This is a genomic window from Streptosporangium sp. NPDC050284 (assembly GCF_044459525.1).
Lineage (GTDB): Bacteria > Actinomycetota > Actinomycetes > Streptosporangiales > Streptosporangiaceae > Streptosporangium.
This window is the reverse complement of record NZ_JBITIZ010000008.1, coordinates 242007-256812: the sequence shown is the minus strand read 5'-3', so window position 1 is coordinate 256812 and position 14806 is coordinate 242007. Positions and strand designations below refer to the sequence as shown.

The window sequence follows — 14806 nt, the reverse complement described above, 5'->3', positions numbered from 1 at the left end:
GACCCCCTGCTCTAAGGATTCCCGGCGGCGCGACCGTACCAAACGGACGCTTCGCCGTAACGACGGACCCTCTCCTCTTCGTACCCCGCGGGCCAGACCAGACCCTTCCCCCTGCTCTCCCGCTCCACCGCGACCAGCGCGTCCTCGGCCAGCCAGCCCCGGTCGCGCAGCGACACGAGCATCGCGTCCACCTCCTCGGCGACCAGCGCGTACGGCGGGTCGGCGAAGACGAGGTCGTAAGGTCTCCCGGCGCCCTCTGCGTCTCCGGCGTCTCCGGCGTCTCCTGTGCCCCCCGGGCCCCTCGCCAGCAGGCGCTCCACCCTGTCGGCGGCGACCTCGGCTCCCGGCAGTCCCAGCGAGGCGATGTTCTGCCTGATCGTCCGGATCGCCTTCGCGTCCGAGTCCACGAGGAGCGCGTGATCCGCTCCCCTGGAGAGCGCCTCAAGCCCGAGCGCCCCCGAGCCCGCGTAGAGGTCGAGCACCCGGCACCCCTCCAGCGGGCCGATCAGCGACCCCACGGTGGAGAAGATCCCCTCCCTCGCCCGGTCACTGGTGGGGCGGGTCCCCCGCCCCGGTGGCACGGCCAGCCGCCGTCCTCCTGCGCTTCCCGCGATGACTCGGCTCACCCGGCCATCCTCTCAGTGCCGTTCCCGCCGTCGTCCACGCCGCGGGCCCAGGGGCGTCGTACGCACCCCGGCGTGTCGCGACGCATCACATAACCGCAGGTCAAAAGGGTCCTGATAGGTGATCTAGGTCAAGAGTGGGCAAGGAGTGGCGACGAAAGCGTAAGGGTCGTTCCGTCCGGTGCCGGTCCCTTGCATGATGATTCCTGCGGCCTCCAAGTGACCCAGGGGGAGGCCGACCGGCGTGATCGTGAGCCCTTCCGCACGCCGGTGCTCTCGGCACCTGACCCGGGAGTGGGCCCAAGCGGGGACGGCATTCGGGGGGAGGCCGTCCCCGCAGTTGGGCACAGGGGCCGGTGCACGCCCCCGGCTTCGAGAAGAACCCGCGGACACCTCGCCACCCGCCCCATCAGGTCTTCTCCAGATATTCCGCGCGCTCGTCCGCGAGGAGCCTGTCGATCTCGGCGCGGAGCACGGAATGACCCGCGAGCTCGGGGTCGGCCTCCAGCATCGCCTCGGCGTCCAGGCGCGCGGCGTGGATGACGTCCTCGTCGCGCAGAAGCCTGAGCATCTTCAGCGACGATCTGCGCCCCGACTGGGCCACACCGAGCACATCACCCTCCCTGCGCTGTTCCAGGTCGACACGGGACAGCTCGAAGCCGTCCAGGGTGGCCGCCACGGCGTCGAGCCGTGCCCTCGCGGGCGTGCCCCCCGGAGAGTCGGTCACCAGCAGGCACAGACCGGGCAGCCCACCGCGCCCGACCCGGCCGCGGAGCTGGTGGAGCTGGGAGACGCCGAAGCGGTCGGCGTCCATGATGACCATGACCGAGGAGTTGGGGACGTCGACGCCGACCTCGATGACCGTGGTCGCCACCAGCACGTCGATCTCCCCCCTGCCGAAGGCCCTCATCACCGCCTCCTTCTCCTCGGGCGGCAGCTTGCCGTGGAGCACCTCCGTACGCAGCCCGTGCAGCGGCCCCCCGGAGAGCGCCTCGGCCACGTCGAGCACCGCCAGCGGCGGTCTGCGCTCGTCGTCGGCCTTCGACATGTCGCCCTCGTCTCCCTCCAGGTCGCCGATGCGCGGGCACACGACGTAGGCCTGGCGGCCCAGCTCGATCTCCTCGCGCAGCCGCGTCCAGGCCCGGTCGAGGAAGTGCGGCTTCTCGGCGGCGGGGACCACGTGCGTGGTGATCGGGGCACGGCCGGAGGGCAGCTGGGAGAGCGTGGAGACCGTGAGGTCGCCGAAGACCGTCATCGCGACGGTGCGCGGGATGGGCGTGGCGGTCATGACGAGCACGTGCGGGCGGCCGCCCCCGGCCTTCTCGCGGAGCGCGTCGCGCTGCTCGACGCCGAACCGGTGCTGTTCGTCGACCACGACCAGGCCGAGGTCGGCGAACTGGACGCGCTCCTGCAGGACCGCGTGGGTGCCGACGACGATGCCCGCCGCGCCGGAGGCCGCGTCGAGCATGGCCGAGCGGCGGGCCGCGGCGCCCAGCGAGCCGGTCAGCAGGGCGACCGCGGTGCCGCCGAACATGCCGCCGGTGGCCAGGTCTCCGAGCATGGCCGAGATCGACCGGTGATGCTGCTGCGCGAGCACTTCGGTGGGTGCCAGCAGCACGGCCTGCCCTCCGGCGTCGACCACCTGGAGCATCGCGCGCAGCGCGACGATGGTCTTGCCCGCGCCGACCTCGCCCTGGAGCAGCCGGTGCATGGGGTGGGGCAGCGCCAGGTCGGCCGCGATCTCCTCGCCCACGTCGCGCTGCCCCTCGGTGAGTTCGAACGGCAGCCGCCCGTCGAAGTCGGCGAGCAGCCCTCCCGAGATCGCGGGCCGGGGCGTGGCGGGCCAGGAGGCCGCGGCCATCCGGCGCTGCAGCAGCACCGCCTGGAGCAGGAACGCCTCGTCGAACCTGAGCCGTTTGCGCGCCCTGGCCACGTCGGCGTGGTCACGGGGGCGATGGATCGCGAGCAGCGCCTCCGACAGGCCTGGGAGCCTGTGCCGGGCGCGCAGCTCCGCGGGGAGCGAGTCGTCGAGCTCGCCCATCGTGTCGAGGACGACGCCCAGTGCCCTGCGGATCGCCCAGGGCGTCACGTCCTTGCCCGCCGGGTAGATCGGCACGAGCGCGGCGGCGAAGTCCTCCGCACCCGCCTCGCTCTCCTCGATCATCTCGAACTCGGGGTGGGAGAGCTGCCACTTGCGCTTCTCGCCCTGGCCGAAGGCGCCGACCTTCCCCGCGAACATGCCGCGCCTGCCCGGCTTCAGCCGCGTCTCCGCGATGTGGGACGTCTTGCCGAAGAACGAGAGATAGATCTTGCTGCCCCGGGCGTCGGCGACCTCGACCTCCAGCCAGGTGCCGCCCTTGTTGCGCATCGGCCTGCGCATGGCCCTGGTGACCTCTCCCACCACGGTGACGTGGTCGTCGACCCGCAGGTCGTCGAGATCGGTCAGCTCGCCCCGCTCGGCGTAGCGCCGCGGGTAGTGCCGCAGCAGGTCGCCGACGGTGCGCAGGTCGAGAACGCTCTCCAGCAGCTTGGCCGTCTTGGGGTCAAGCGCCTTCGCCAGCGGCTCGTCGAAGCTCGTCACCCCCGTTTTCTACCGTGCCGAGGCGACAGAATTCACCCGGCACGACTTACCGGGCCGCTCACTGTGCCGCTCACAGGCCGCTCGGCGCCGTCTCACTCCACGCCGATGAGCAGCGGGTAGCCGCCCTGCCCGCCCTCGTAGCGGACCACCTCGATGTCCGGCCTGGTCTCGGCCAGGTGGTCCGCCACGGCGCCGGCGAGCCCCTCCGGCGCGTCGACGCCCTCCAGGACGGTCACCAGCTCACTGCTCGACGAGACCATACGGCGTACGACCTCCAGCGCGGTCGCCACCAGGTCCGTGCCGATCAGCGCGGCGTCGCCGTCGACCACCCCCAGGACGTCACCGGGCGAGGTCAGGCCCGCGCTCGTCATCACCTCGCGGTCGGCCACCCAGACGTGCCCGTGGCGGGTGTGCGCGGCGGCCTCGGTCATCGCCACCACGTCGTCGTCGAAGCGGCGCAGCGGGTCGTGGACGGCGAGCGCCGACAGGCCCTGTACCGAGGCCCTGGTCGGGAGCACGCCGACCACCAGGCCCTCCTCCCTCGCGATCTCCGCCGCGGCGGCCGCGACCTCGCGCGTCCCGCTGTCGTTGGGCAGGACCACGACCTCGGAGCCCGCCTCGCGGATGGCGGCGAGCACCGTCGCCAGCGGAGGGCTCGATCCGGGCTCGCGCCGGACGACCACGGCCCCCGCCTCCTCGAACACCGCCGCCAGCGCGGGTCCCGCGGCCACCGCGACCACGCCCCTCCCCCGCGCGGCCGGGTGGATCCTGCCCGAGCCGACCAGGTACGTCACCTTGATCCGGTGAGGGCGGCCCAGCCTCGTCGCCGCCTCGATCGCCGCGCCGGCGTCGTTCACATGGACGTGAACGTTCCACAGGCCGTCCCCGCCCACGATCACCAGCGAGTCGCCGAGCGCGTCGAGCTCCCCGCGCAGCGCGGCGACCTCCTCCTCCCCGGCGTCCAGCAGATACATGACCTCGTAGCCGGGCCCGTCCGCGCCCTCCCCCGCCCGCGCCACGGTCTCGGGGACGACCCGGTGGGCCGGAGCCGGGATGTCCACCCGCCCGGTGTAGGAGTCGGTGACGACGGCGGCGAGGCTCTCCAGGATGATCGTCAGACCGGCGCCGCCCGCGTCGACCACCCCGCCACGGGCCAGCACGTCGAGCTGCCCGGTGGTGCGGCCGAGCGCGGAGCGCGCCTCCCCGGCCGCTCTTCTCGCGACCGAGGCGAGGTCCTCCCGCCCGTCGCGCACCACCGTCGCCACGGCCGCCAGGACGCTCAGGATCGTGCCCTCGACCGGTCTGGAGACCGCGGCTCGGGCGAGCTCGGCGGCTCTGACCAGGCCCCGCCCGAGGTCCGCGCCGCGTCCCTCGGCCTCCCTGAGCACCTCGGCGAGGCCGCGCAGCGCCTGGCTGACGATCACTCCTGAGTTTCCCCGGGCGCCGAGCAGCGCCCCCTGCGCGAACGCCCGCCAGGTGGCCTCGGCACCGGCGTCGGCGGGCAGCCCGTCGAGCGCCTCCGCGGCGGAGAGCATGGTCAGGTGCAGGTTGGTGCCGGTGTCGCCGTCGGGTACGGGGAAGACGTTGAGCGCGTCGATCTCCTCACGCGCCCTTCCCAGCGTCTCCGCCGCGAGCCGTGACCACCTGCGCACCGCGGGCGGGTCGAGAACCTGCAGCATTCCTGCCCTCCTGCTCTCCCGCACCTGCTCACGCCCGTCCTGGAACGCGCCTTCTGCCCCTTGGAGAGCGGAAAGCGGCCGATGTTCCAGCTCAAAACCCGCTTCTGCTCGCGCTCGTCCTGTGATGCGCTACGGTTGCCTCCGGAGATTATCCCCGTTCGACCGTTCGCCGCGGTTCGCGTTCGCGTGCAGGGCCGGACATCGGATATCCTCGTGTGGCCAGCCGGTCGTCCCGGCGTGCCCGATGACCGCCGCCAGTGCGGCGGATCGAGCCTCTCGACTGATATAAGGAGCGAACCGTGGCTTCCGTCTGCGACGTTTGCGCTAAGAAGCCGACCTTCGGCAACAACGTCTCCCACTCGCACCGCCGCACCCGCCGCCGCTGGAACCCCAACATCCAGCCCGTGCGCGCAGTGGTGAACGGCACGCCGAAGCGGCTGAACGTGTGCACCTCCTGCATCAAGGCCGGCAAGGTCACCCGCTAGCCAGACCTTCGCGAAGCCCGCCGCCCTCTCGACAGGGCGGCGGGCTTCGTCGTTCCCCGAGGGCTTCCCTCCTGCTGCCGAGGCCCTTCCGGTCGAGGCCGCCCGTTCGGGGAACGCCCCGCCTCGCGAGCCCTCGCGTTCGGCTCGCCACACTTGGCCTTGAGAAGCACTCGATCGTTCGGGAGCGCCCCGCCTCGGAAGCCGCCCTGCTTTTTCGAGGCCGTCCCCGCATGAGAGGGCGTGGGGGTCAGGGGGAGACGCGCAGGCGCCAGGCGTGGTCCACGGGACCGATGCCCGCTCCCAGCGGGAAACCGTGCGCGATCGCGCCGGTGACGTACGCCTTCGCCTTCTCCACGGCGGCCGGGACGTCCTCGCCGAGGGCGAGGTGGGAGGCGATCGCGGAGGCCAGCGTGCAGCCCGTGCCGTGGGTGTGCCGGTTGTCGTGGCGCTCCGCGCCGAAGCGGAACTCCCGGGTGCCGTCGGTCAGCAGGTCGATCGGGGCTCCCGGCAGGTGGCCCCCCTTGATGAGCGCCCACCTCGGCCCGAGCTCCAGGATCGCGTCCGCTGCCCGGCGCAGGTCGGCCTCGTCCTCGACCTTCACCCCGGTGAGCTGCAGGACCTCCCACAGGTTGGGGGTGACCACCGTGGCCGTGGGCAGCAGGCGCGACTTCACCGTCTCCACGGCCTCGGGGGCGAGGAGCGCGTCACCGTGCTTGGAGACCCCGACGGGATCGACCACGACGGGCACGTCCAGCCTCGCCAGCACTTCGGCCACCGTCTCCACGAGTACGGGTGAGGCGAGCATGCCGGTCTTGATCGCCTGTGCCCCGATGTCACCGAGCACCGAGTCGAGCTGGGCACGTACCGCCTCGGGAGGAAGCTCCCAGTAGCCCTGCACGCCCATCGAGTTCTGCGCGGTCACCGCGGCGATCACGCTCATGCCGTGTACGCCGAGAGCCAGCATGGTCTTCAGGTCGGCCTGGATGCCCGCGCCGCCTCCGGAGTCGGAGCCGGCGACGGTCAGCACGCGAGGGGGAGTCAAAACGGTCATGTTTCCCATCCAACCAGTCGCGCCCAACCGGCGTCGTTCACGCGGCGTCGTCCACGCGGCGTCGTCCACGCGGCGTCGCTCCGGCCGCGAAGCGCTCCCCTGGTTTCCCCGTCCCCGGCGCGGGACCTCTCGACGTCCGAGGGCTCCCTGCCCCTGGGGGTTCTCGCCGCCCCAGAGCCCTCCGAGCGCCCCTCTGCCGGTTTACGGAGACAAACGGCCGTCTACGGCCCTGTTGGGGCTGTGTGGGCGATTGAGAGGGCTGCGCCATGAGCGACACCCCGGTCAGGCGATGGAGCACTCTCCCTGGTCGCTCCGGCAACTCGCCGGGATCTCCGCGTCACCGCTCGCGGTGAAGGTGACGACGAATTTCTCACCGGCCCTCAGGCTTTTGCGCGACTCGATCACCAGGTCGCCGTCGACCTGCTCCCAGCCGGCCCCACTCACCGAGGAGACCTCACCGCTGACCGGCACGCTCACCGTCAGGTTCGCGACGTTCTCGTTCGCGGCGACCACGAGTTCGACGGTGTAGGTCCGCGACCTTTCCCGCACCACGCCGGCGCCGACCGTGATCGCGGCGCCTCCCGCGGCCGGGGGCGCGACGAAGGTCGTCTCACTGGGCGCGGGATCGGGTCCGGCGCTGCTCAGGGGCTGCTCGGCGGGGGCGGGGGTCTGTTCGCCGACGACGAGGGGCTCGGGGGCGGAGCCGGGCTCGTCGGTGGGCGACGAGTCGTCGGGCCGGGCGTCGACGTCCAGGGGCGCGCGGGTGGCCTTCGGCGTCGGCGTGGGCCGGGGGGTGGAGGTGGTGCCTCCGTCCCCCCTGCGGGGGGAGGGCCGGTCAGGTGCGGCTGTGGGCCTCGCCTTCCCGTCCTCGGGCTCCGGAGTCTCGTCGCCCGTCTCCGAGGGCTCGTCGTCCGGCGTCGGTTCCTCGGCGGGCTCCTCGGCGAGGCCGGTGTCGTCCGCCTCCGGTAACGGCTGGTTCGACGCCGCGACGCAACCGGCGGGCGGGCAGTCGGCAGGGCTCTCGGAACCGGCCAGGGCCCGGACGCCGACCACGGTCCCGCCGAGCACCACGGCCACCGCGGCGACGATCAGCAGCGCCTTCCTGACCCGCCCGCCGGCCCCCTCTTCGTCCTCGGGCCACGGGTCGAGCGCGGTGGAGGTCACGGACGTCGCGGACGTGTCGGAAGGCTCGGACTCCGAAGTCCATCCCGATCCCAGGAAACCCGTCCGGGTCTCGGTGCTCACCGACTCCTCGGGACGGAGCCGGCGCCCGAGCGGCTCGTCCCTGGGGCCCGGTTCCGGAGTGGACTCCGGCCTGCGTTTACCCCGGTTCGGGAGAGCCTCTTCCCCATTCGCGCCGTGGCGGCCCATATGGCCCCTTTCTCGAGGGAATCTCGACCGCCCATCTTCATACCAGTTAGATAACCGTTTGTCGCAATTTTCACAAACATCACAGGAAGTGGTACATGTCACTCCCGGAAGTGATCCCAGCCTCCGCGATCAAGCAGAAGGCCCTTGACCTGCACACCTTCCCCCTCGACGACGTGACCCACCACGTTCCAGCCCTCCGGGAGCCGTAGGTGGGCCGGAAAGGTCGCGGCGAGGGCGTGGTCGTCGCCGCCGGAGAGAATCCACTCCAGCGGATCGACGTTGAGCAGCCGGGCGGCCTCCCGCATCGCCGGCGGGACGGCGAACGCCTCCGGGTCGAGGACGAGCGCGGTCCCGGCCGCCGCCGCCACGTGGCCGAGATCCTGGAGCAGGCCGTCGCTCACGTCGAGCATCGCGGTCGCGCCGAGCACGGCGGCCTCCGGGCCCCGTGCGTAGGGGGGCAGCGGACGGCGGTGGGCGTCGATCAACTCCGCCGGTCCTGTCGATCCCGCGCGAAGCAGTGCGAGCCCGGCCGCGGCGTACCCGAGACGGCCCGCGAAGGCGACCACGTCACCGGGCCGGGCCCCCGAGCGCGTGACCGGTGCCCGGCCGCCCAGGTCGCCGAGCGCGGTGACGGCGACCACGACGAGGTCGCAGCGGGTGATGTCGCCGCCCGCCACCGCGGCGCCGACGAGATCACACTCGTCGCGGAAGCCGTCGGTGAGGTCGTCCAGCCAGTCGGTGGTGGCGTCGGCGGGCAGTCCGAGACCGACGACGAGACCGGTGGGATCGGCCCCCATCGCCACGACGTCGGAGAGATTCTGCGCGGCGGCCTTGCGGCCGATGTCGTAGCCACTGGACCAATCGCGGCGAAAGTGCCTACCCTCAATCAATAGGTCGGTCGTGACGACGACCCGTCCGTCGGGAGCGCTCACCACCGCGGCGTCGTCCCCAGGACCGAGCAATACGGTCCTACCTTGTGGCAAACGTCCGGCAATACGTGCAACAACCCCGAATTCGCCGAGATCTCCGACTGTGATGACACACCTCCCGTTCATCACAGGGTACGGTGGCCCTTCGGCACTGATCCAATCGCCCGGGAGGTCGCTATGGTGCAGGCCTACATCCTTATCCAGACCGAGGTCGGCAAGGCCGCGAACGTGGCGTCGGAGATCTCCGGTATCTCAGGTGTCACCCAGGCGGAGGACGTCACCGGGCCGTACGACGTCATCGTGCGCGCCGAGGCCCGCAACGTCGACGAGCTGGGGAAGCTCGTGGTGGCGCAGATCCAGGGTGTGGAGGGGATCACGCGTACGCTGACGTGTCCCATCGTCCACATCTGAGTTCGCGAATCGAGTCGGCGCCCGGTCTCACATCCGGGTTCCCGGCTCCCGCATCCGACCCATGGAACGTGACATGCCACTGCGGTTCGCCCGCCGGACGGCGTGCGCCTGCGCCCTGCTGATCCTGGCGGGCTGCGGCGGCGCCGTCCGGGTCGAGCCACCGACTCCCGAGGGGCCGGCCGCCGCCGCGTGCCGGGCGCTCGCCGAGCGGCTCCCGCGCACGCTCGACGGCGCGGACCGTACGGAGTCCACCCCCGCCTCCCCCTACGTCGCCGTGTGGGGGGAGGCGCGCATCGCCCTGCGCTGCGGAGTGCCGCGACCGGTGAGGATGTCACCGACCGACCAGGTGCCCGAGATCGACGGGGTGGCGTGGTACGCCGACCCGGCCAGGCCGACGCTGTTCACGGCGATCGGCAGGGAGGCCTACGTCGAGGTGACGATCGCGCGGGAGCACACCCCGCAGAACGTGCTGATCGATCTCGCGGCCCCCATCAAGAGCGCCCTACCGCAGACCGGGTGAGCGTTCGAGCGCGAGCTGGATCAGCCGGTCGACCAGCTCGGCGTAGGGCACCCCGGTGGCGGCCCACAGCTGTGGCGCGACCGACATCGAGGTGAACCCCGGCATCGTGTTGATCTCGTTGACGATCAACCGCCCCTCGGGGGTGAAGAAGAAGTCGACCCGGGACAGGCCCTCGCAGCCCAGCGCCTCGAAGGCGCGGACGGCCATCGCACGCAGCTCCTCCGCGGTCTCCTGGGGGATGTCGGCGGGCACGGACAAGGACATGTCGCTCCCGATGTACTTGGCCTCGAAGTCGAAGAACTCGTGGTCCCCGTGGACCAGCACCTCGCCGGGCAGGCTCGCCCTGGGTGCCTCGTCGCCCGGCGACTCCAGCACCGCGCACTCGATCTCGCGGCCCGTGACGGCGGCCTCGACCAGCACCTTGGGGTCGTGCTCGCGGGCGAACTCGATCGCCCGCTCCAGCTCCTCCAGGTTGGCGGCCTTGGAGATGCCCTGGCTGGACCCGGCACGCGCGGGCTTGACGAAGACCGGCCAGCCGAGCTCCTGGACCTCCTTGAGGACCCGGCCGCGGTCGGCCTGCCAGTCGCGGTCGCGGATCGTGACGTACGGGCCGACGGGCAGGCCCGCGGCGGCGAGCACCAGCTTCATGTAGGACTTGTCCATGCCGACCGAACTCGCCAGCACCCCGGAGCCGACGTAGCGGACCCCCGCCATCTCCAGCAGCCCCTGGATCGTGCCGTCCTCGGCGAAGGGGCCGTGCATCACGGGAAAGACGACGTCGACCTGGCCGAGCTCGACGGGAATGCTGCCGGGGTCGTACGCCACCAGCGAGCCGCCGCCCGCCGTCGACGCGGCGAGCGCGAGGGTCGCCCCCGCCGCGTCGACGGCGGGCAGTTCGCCGCTCTCGATCTCGTAGCGCTGCTCCCCCGAGGCGAGCACCCACCGGCCGTCCTGGGCGATCCCGATGGGGACCACCTCGTACTTGGATCTGTCGATGGCCCCCAGCACACTTCCCGCCCCGAGAATGGAGACGGCGTGCTCGGAATTGCGACCGCCGAAGACGACGGCGACCCTCGGTAGAGGTTCGTGCTGCTCACTCATGATGACCGAATCTACCCCCTGTTAGGGGGCAATCCAGCTGTTAGACGCGCCTACCTACCCGATGGGGGTAATGAGTCGAGCGCCTTGGTCACGTCCATGATCAGATCCTCGGCGTCCTCCAGCCCGATGGAGAAGCGCACCGCCGCCGCGTCGACCCCGGATCCCTCACCGAGTCGCCCGTGGGCGGCCGAGGCCACGTGCGCGGCCTTGGTGCGTGTCCCTCCGGCGGAGGTGGCGATCGGGACGAGCTTGAGCGCGTCGGCGAGGGCCACTCCCGCGTCGTAGCCGCCGCGCGGGGTGATCGTCACGCAGGCGCCGTATCTCGTGCCCTCGGGGCCCGAGTCGAACAGGTGCCTGGCGAGCTGGTGGCCGGGGTGTCCCGGCAGTCCCGGGTAGTCGACCCGGCGCACGGCGGGGTGCTTGGCCACGGCGGCGGCGAAGACCATCGCGGTGGAGCACATCCGGCGGACCCGCAGCGTCAGGGTCTCCAGACCCCGGCGGAGCAGGAACGCGTCGTCGGGAGAAAGGGTGCCCCCGGTGTCGATCCTGACCTCGCGCAGCTGGGCGATGAGGTCGGGACGGCCCACCGCCACGCCTCCGGCGCAGTCGTCGTGGCCGCCGAGATACTTGGTCGCGGAGTGGATCACCAGGTCGGCGCCGTGTTCGAGGGGACGGCACACGATCGGGGTCGCGAAGGTGGAGTCGACCACCAGCAGCGCCCCGGCGGCGCGGGCGATCCGGTAGAGGCCCCGGATGTCGGAGACGGCCATGGTGGGGTTGGACAGCGTCTCCGCGTAGATGATCTTCGTGTTGGGTTTGACCGCCGCCCGCACCCGGGACAGCTCGCCGTAGCCGACGAAGTCCGCGCCGACCCCGAACCTGGCCAGCACATTCGTGATCAGCGAGTGGGTCCCGCCGTACAGCGGGGTGGGGGCCACGATGTGCGCGCCCGCGCGCAGGAACGTCATCAGGACCGCGTTGACGGCGGCCATCCCCGAGGCGAACGCCTGGCCCGCCACGTCCTCGGGCGCCGCGGCACCCTCCAGGGAGGCCACCGCCGAGGCGAAGGAGGCGGTGGTGGGGTTGTCGGCCAGGCCGTAGGCGTATCCGGGGCTTTTGTCGTCGAACGCCTCCGCGTACTGGGCGGAGTCACCGAAGTACCACGCGGAACTGCGCCACACGGGAGGGCCGAGCGGGTCCTGCGGCGGCGGCTCGGGAGCGGGCAGGTGCACCGACCGGGTGTTCTCGCCCTTGCGTCTGCGCATCCGTCTGTTCATCGACCACGCCGTCCGTTCACAGGCCGTACCGTTCCGGCTTGGGAGTCCGCGACATCAGCAGCACCGCGGCCTCGCTGGGGGGCATCGCGTCGTGGACGACAGCCACCACCACCTCGGTGATCGGCATCTCCACATCGTGTTTTCTCGCCAGTTCGAGCACCGACTCGCAGGATTTGACCCCCTCGGCGGTCTGTTTCGTGGCGGCGATGACCTCCGTCAGCGTCATGCCTCGCCCAAGATTCTCACCGAAAGTACGGTTCCGGGACAATGGGGAGGTGCAGGTCGCCACCAGATCACCCATGCCCGCGAGGCCCGCGAAGGTGTGCGGGTCCGCGCCGAGCGCCGCGCCGAGCCGGGAGATCTCGGCCAGGCCGCGCGTCATCAGCATCGCCCCGACGTTGTCGCCGAGTCCCATCCCCGCCGAGATGCCCACCGCCAGGGCGATCACGTTCTTCACGGCCCCACCGAGCTCGACCCCGATGACGTCGGGGTTGGTGTACGGGCGAAACCAGGGCGGCAGGTAGCAGGCTTCCTGCAGGCGCTCCATCGCCCGCTCGTCCGTGCAGGCGACCACGGTGGCGGCCGGCTGGCCCCGGACGATCTCACCGGCCAGGTTGGGTCCCGACACCACCGCGACCCGTTCCTCGGGCACCTCGGCGACCTCGCGGATCACCTCGCTCATCCGCTTGGTGGTGCCCAGCTCGATGCCCTTCATCAGGCTGACCAGCACCGCGTCGGGCGGCAGGTGCGGCTTCCAGCGGGTCAGGTTCTCCCTCAGGGTCTGGGAGGGCACCGCGAGCACCACGAAGTCGGCGCCTTCGAGGGCCTCGGCGGGGTCGACGGTCGCGCGCAGGGTCTCGGGCAGCACCGCGCCCGGCAGGTAGTCGGGGTTCTCGTGCCGCCGGTCGATCGCCTCGACGATCTCCGGCTTGCGTCCCCACAGCGTCGTCCGGGTGCCCGCCCCGGCGAGGATCATGCCGAAGGTCGTCCCCCACGAGCCCGTGCCGAACACGGCCGCCTTGGTCATCGGTTCTCCTCGGGCGTGGAAACCTCCGCCTCGGGGCGGGCAGGAAGGCGCGGCGCGGCGCCGTACGGCTCCGCACCGGGTCCGGCGATGACCAGGCCACCACGGGGGAGACCTGCGGCGCCCTCACCACCAGGACGGCGGAGGGGCGAAACGCCTGCGGAGTTGCTGTAGGACCTCAAGGGATTTCTCCTGGCGGGCGACCGGTGGTGAATCAGGAACTCTCACGGGCGACCGTGGGAACCCCCTCCCCTTACGGAGGGGGGATGTCAACACCGTACGCCGAAGTCAGTTGTCGGACGGTCGCCTGAACGGCGTCTCGGGTGCCTTCTCCCCGCGAATCTCGGCCAGCTGGGCCGTGATCGCCGCCATGATGTCGGCGGTCGCCTCGCGCAGGACGTCGGCGGAGGGCGACTCCCCCTCATCTCCCGCGTACTTCGACAGGTCGACCGGCTGCCCCGTCTGCACGCTGAAGGTCCTGCGCGGCAGCAGGCGGGGCCTCTTCGCGCCGTACGGCAGGATCTCCTGGGCTCCCCAGTGGGCGACGGGGATCACCGTCGCGCCGGTCGCCAGCGCGAGCCTGGCCGCGCCGGTCTTGCCCTCCATCGGCCAGAAGTCCGGGTCGCGGGTGCAGGTGCCCTCCGGGTAGAACATCACGCACGCCCCGGCGGCGAGCCGCCGCCGCGACTCCTCCAGCGAGCGCGCCGCGTCGGCGCTCCCCCGGTAGACCGGGATGGCCTGCATCACCCTCACCAGGTGACCGACGAGCGGCACGGAGAAGAGACCCGACTTGGCGAGGATCACCGGCCAGCGGCCGTGGTTGTAGAGGAAGTGCGCGACGAGGATGGGATCCAGCCACGACAGATGGTTGGTCACCATGATGATCCCGCCCGTCCTGGGAAGGCGGTCGCTGCGACGCCAGTCCTTCTTGACCAGGAGCCACGAGATCGGCTTGACGATGACGACGGCGAAGGCCACCCAGAATCGCGAAGGCCATCCGGGGCGTCTCATGGGCTCCTCCATCTGAGCGGGATGCGCCTCAGTCTCCCGGTTCGCTCCGGGGGATGTCGAGGCGGGATGCTTAAGGCTATGTCTGCTTCGGATAGCTCCGGCTGGACCCTCGTCGTCCCGGTCAAGACACTGGTCGCCGCCAAGACCCGCCTGTCGGCCGCGGCGGGCCCGCACCGGGCCGCGCTGGCCGTGGCGATCGCCTGCGACACCGTCGAGGCGGCACTGAGCTGCGCACTCGTCGCGCGGGTGGTCGTGGTGACGGGCGACCCGGTGGCCGCCGAGGCACTCGGCGAGGTCGGCGCGCACGTGGTCGGCGATCCGGAGGCGGGACTGAACGCCGCCCTGCGGCACGGAGCCCTGGAGGCGGCGCGGCTCGCGCCCGGCGACCCCGTCGGCGCCCTCCAGGCCGACCTCCCCGCCCTGCGTCCGGCGGAACTGGCCCGCGTGCTGATCGCCGCCGCGGAGTTCGACCAGGCGTTCCTGCCCGACGCCACCGAGATCGGCACCACCTTCTACGGCGTACGGCCCACGGTGCCGTTCACGCCGGGCTTCGGCGGCGAGTCGCGGGAGCGGCACCTGCGGCGCGGCGCGAAGGAACTCTCCGTGCAGGACGTGGAGTCGGTCCGCCACGACGTGGACACCCCGGACGACCTGCGCCTCGCGCTCGCCCTCGGCGTCGGCCCCCGCACGCTGGCGATGGCGCGGAGGATCTCGGCGTCGAACCGGGACGGCGGTTAGGCTGG

General features: G+C 71.8%; 14 protein-coding genes. 4 read left to right on the top strand and 10 right to left on the bottom strand.

All coding sequences use genetic code 11. From position 1 onward, the window contains the following. Positions 1–11: 11 nt before the first annotated feature. The 3 genes from rsmD to ACIBH4_RS20705 all read right to left on the bottom strand — a co-directional run bounded on the left by rsmD (position 12) and on the right by ACIBH4_RS20705 (position 4883). Positions 12–626 carry a 16S rRNA (guanine(966)-N(2))-methyltransferase RsmD gene (rsmD, locus tag ACIBH4_RS20715; protein ID WP_362507897.1) on the bottom strand — a complete coding sequence of 205 codons (615 nt, stop codon included), beginning with the start codon at positions 624–626 and terminating at the stop codon, positions 12–14. A 406-nt stretch (positions 627–1032) separates the two neighbouring features. Continuing rightward, positions 1033–3204 (bottom strand): ATP-dependent DNA helicase RecG, encoded by a 2172-nt coding sequence (gene recG, locus ACIBH4_RS20710; protein ID WP_362507894.1) that lies wholly within the window; start codon positions 3202–3204, stop codon positions 1033–1035. A 92-nt stretch (positions 3205–3296) separates the two neighbouring features. Beyond that, a complete protein-coding gene (locus tag ACIBH4_RS20705; RefSeq protein ID WP_362507891.1) occupies positions 3297–4883 on the bottom strand; it encodes a DAK2 domain-containing protein in 1587 nt (528 codons plus the stop codon). A gap of 299 nt (positions 4884–5182) precedes the next feature. Here ACIBH4_RS20705 and rpmB point away from each other — a divergent pair, with 299 nt between their 5' ends. Beyond that, complete coding sequence (rpmB, locus tag ACIBH4_RS20700) at positions 5183–5368, top strand: 50S ribosomal protein L28 (protein WP_012894387.1); 186 nt, start codon at positions 5183–5185, stop codon at positions 5366–5368. A gap of 247 nt (positions 5369–5615) precedes the next feature. Here the strand turns inward: rpmB and thiD are convergent, their stop codons facing one another. From thiD to ACIBH4_RS20685, 3 genes are all read right to left on the bottom strand, one after another. Further along, entirely contained in the window at positions 5616–6428 is an 813-nt protein-coding gene (thiD, locus tag ACIBH4_RS20695) for a bifunctional hydroxymethylpyrimidine kinase/phosphomethylpyrimidine kinase (protein WP_362507887.1), read from the bottom strand. A gap of 273 nt (positions 6429–6701) precedes the next feature. Beyond that, the gene (locus ACIBH4_RS20690) at positions 6702–7664 is read right to left on the bottom strand and encodes a hypothetical protein (protein ID WP_362765710.1); all 963 of its coding nucleotides are present in this window, start codon (positions 7662–7664) and stop codon (positions 6702–6704) included. Between the two features lie 224 nt (positions 7665–7888). Continuing rightward, on the bottom strand, positions 7889–8845 hold the full coding sequence (locus ACIBH4_RS20685; RefSeq protein ID WP_362507881.1) for a thiamine-phosphate kinase: 957 nt from the start codon (positions 8843–8845) through the stop codon (positions 7889–7891). Between the two features lie 51 nt (positions 8846–8896). On the opposite strand from ACIBH4_RS20685, the gene ACIBH4_RS20680 reads away from it, so the two are divergent. Continuing rightward, positions 8897–9130: an Lrp/AsnC ligand binding domain-containing protein gene (locus ACIBH4_RS20680; protein WP_350949356.1), complete on the top strand. Its 234-nt coding sequence runs from the start codon at positions 8897–8899 to the stop codon at positions 9128–9130. Positions 9131–9203: 73 nt separating this feature from the next. Further along, positions 9204–9650, top strand: a complete 447-nt coding sequence (locus ACIBH4_RS20675; protein ID WP_362507877.1) for a DUF3515 family protein — start codon at positions 9204–9206, stop codon at positions 9648–9650. On the opposite strand, the gene ACIBH4_RS20670 is transcribed toward ACIBH4_RS20675, so the two are convergent. The 4 genes from ACIBH4_RS20670 to ACIBH4_RS20655 form a co-directional block, all read right to left on the bottom strand. After that, positions 9633–10751: a D-alanine--D-alanine ligase family protein gene (locus tag ACIBH4_RS20670; RefSeq protein ID WP_362507874.1), complete on the bottom strand. Its 1119-nt coding sequence runs from the start codon at positions 10749–10751 to the stop codon at positions 9633–9635. The two genes, ACIBH4_RS20675 and ACIBH4_RS20670, sit on opposite strands and share 18 nt — an antisense overlap. A gap of 50 nt (positions 10752–10801) precedes the next feature. Then, positions 10802–12016, bottom strand: a complete 1215-nt coding sequence (locus ACIBH4_RS20665; protein ID WP_362507871.1) for an aminotransferase class I/II-fold pyridoxal phosphate-dependent enzyme — start codon at positions 12014–12016, stop codon at positions 10802–10804. A 28-nt stretch (positions 12017–12044) separates the two neighbouring features. Continuing rightward, complete coding sequence (locus tag ACIBH4_RS20660; RefSeq protein ID WP_362507868.1) at positions 12045–13055, bottom strand: NAD(P)H-dependent glycerol-3-phosphate dehydrogenase; 1011 nt, start codon at positions 13053–13055, stop codon at positions 12045–12047. A 285-nt stretch (positions 13056–13340) separates the two neighbouring features. Beyond that, positions 13341–14063, bottom strand: coding sequence for a lysophospholipid acyltransferase family protein (locus ACIBH4_RS20655; protein ID WP_362507865.1), 723 nt, complete (start codon positions 14061–14063; stop codon positions 13341–13343). A 78-nt stretch (positions 14064–14141) separates the two neighbouring features. On the opposite strand from ACIBH4_RS20655, the gene cofC reads away from it, so the two are divergent. Beyond that, complete coding sequence (cofC, locus tag ACIBH4_RS20650) at positions 14142–14801, top strand: 2-phospho-L-lactate guanylyltransferase (protein ID WP_399172596.1); 660 nt, start codon at positions 14142–14144, stop codon at positions 14799–14801. Positions 14802–14806 lie beyond the last annotated feature (5 nt).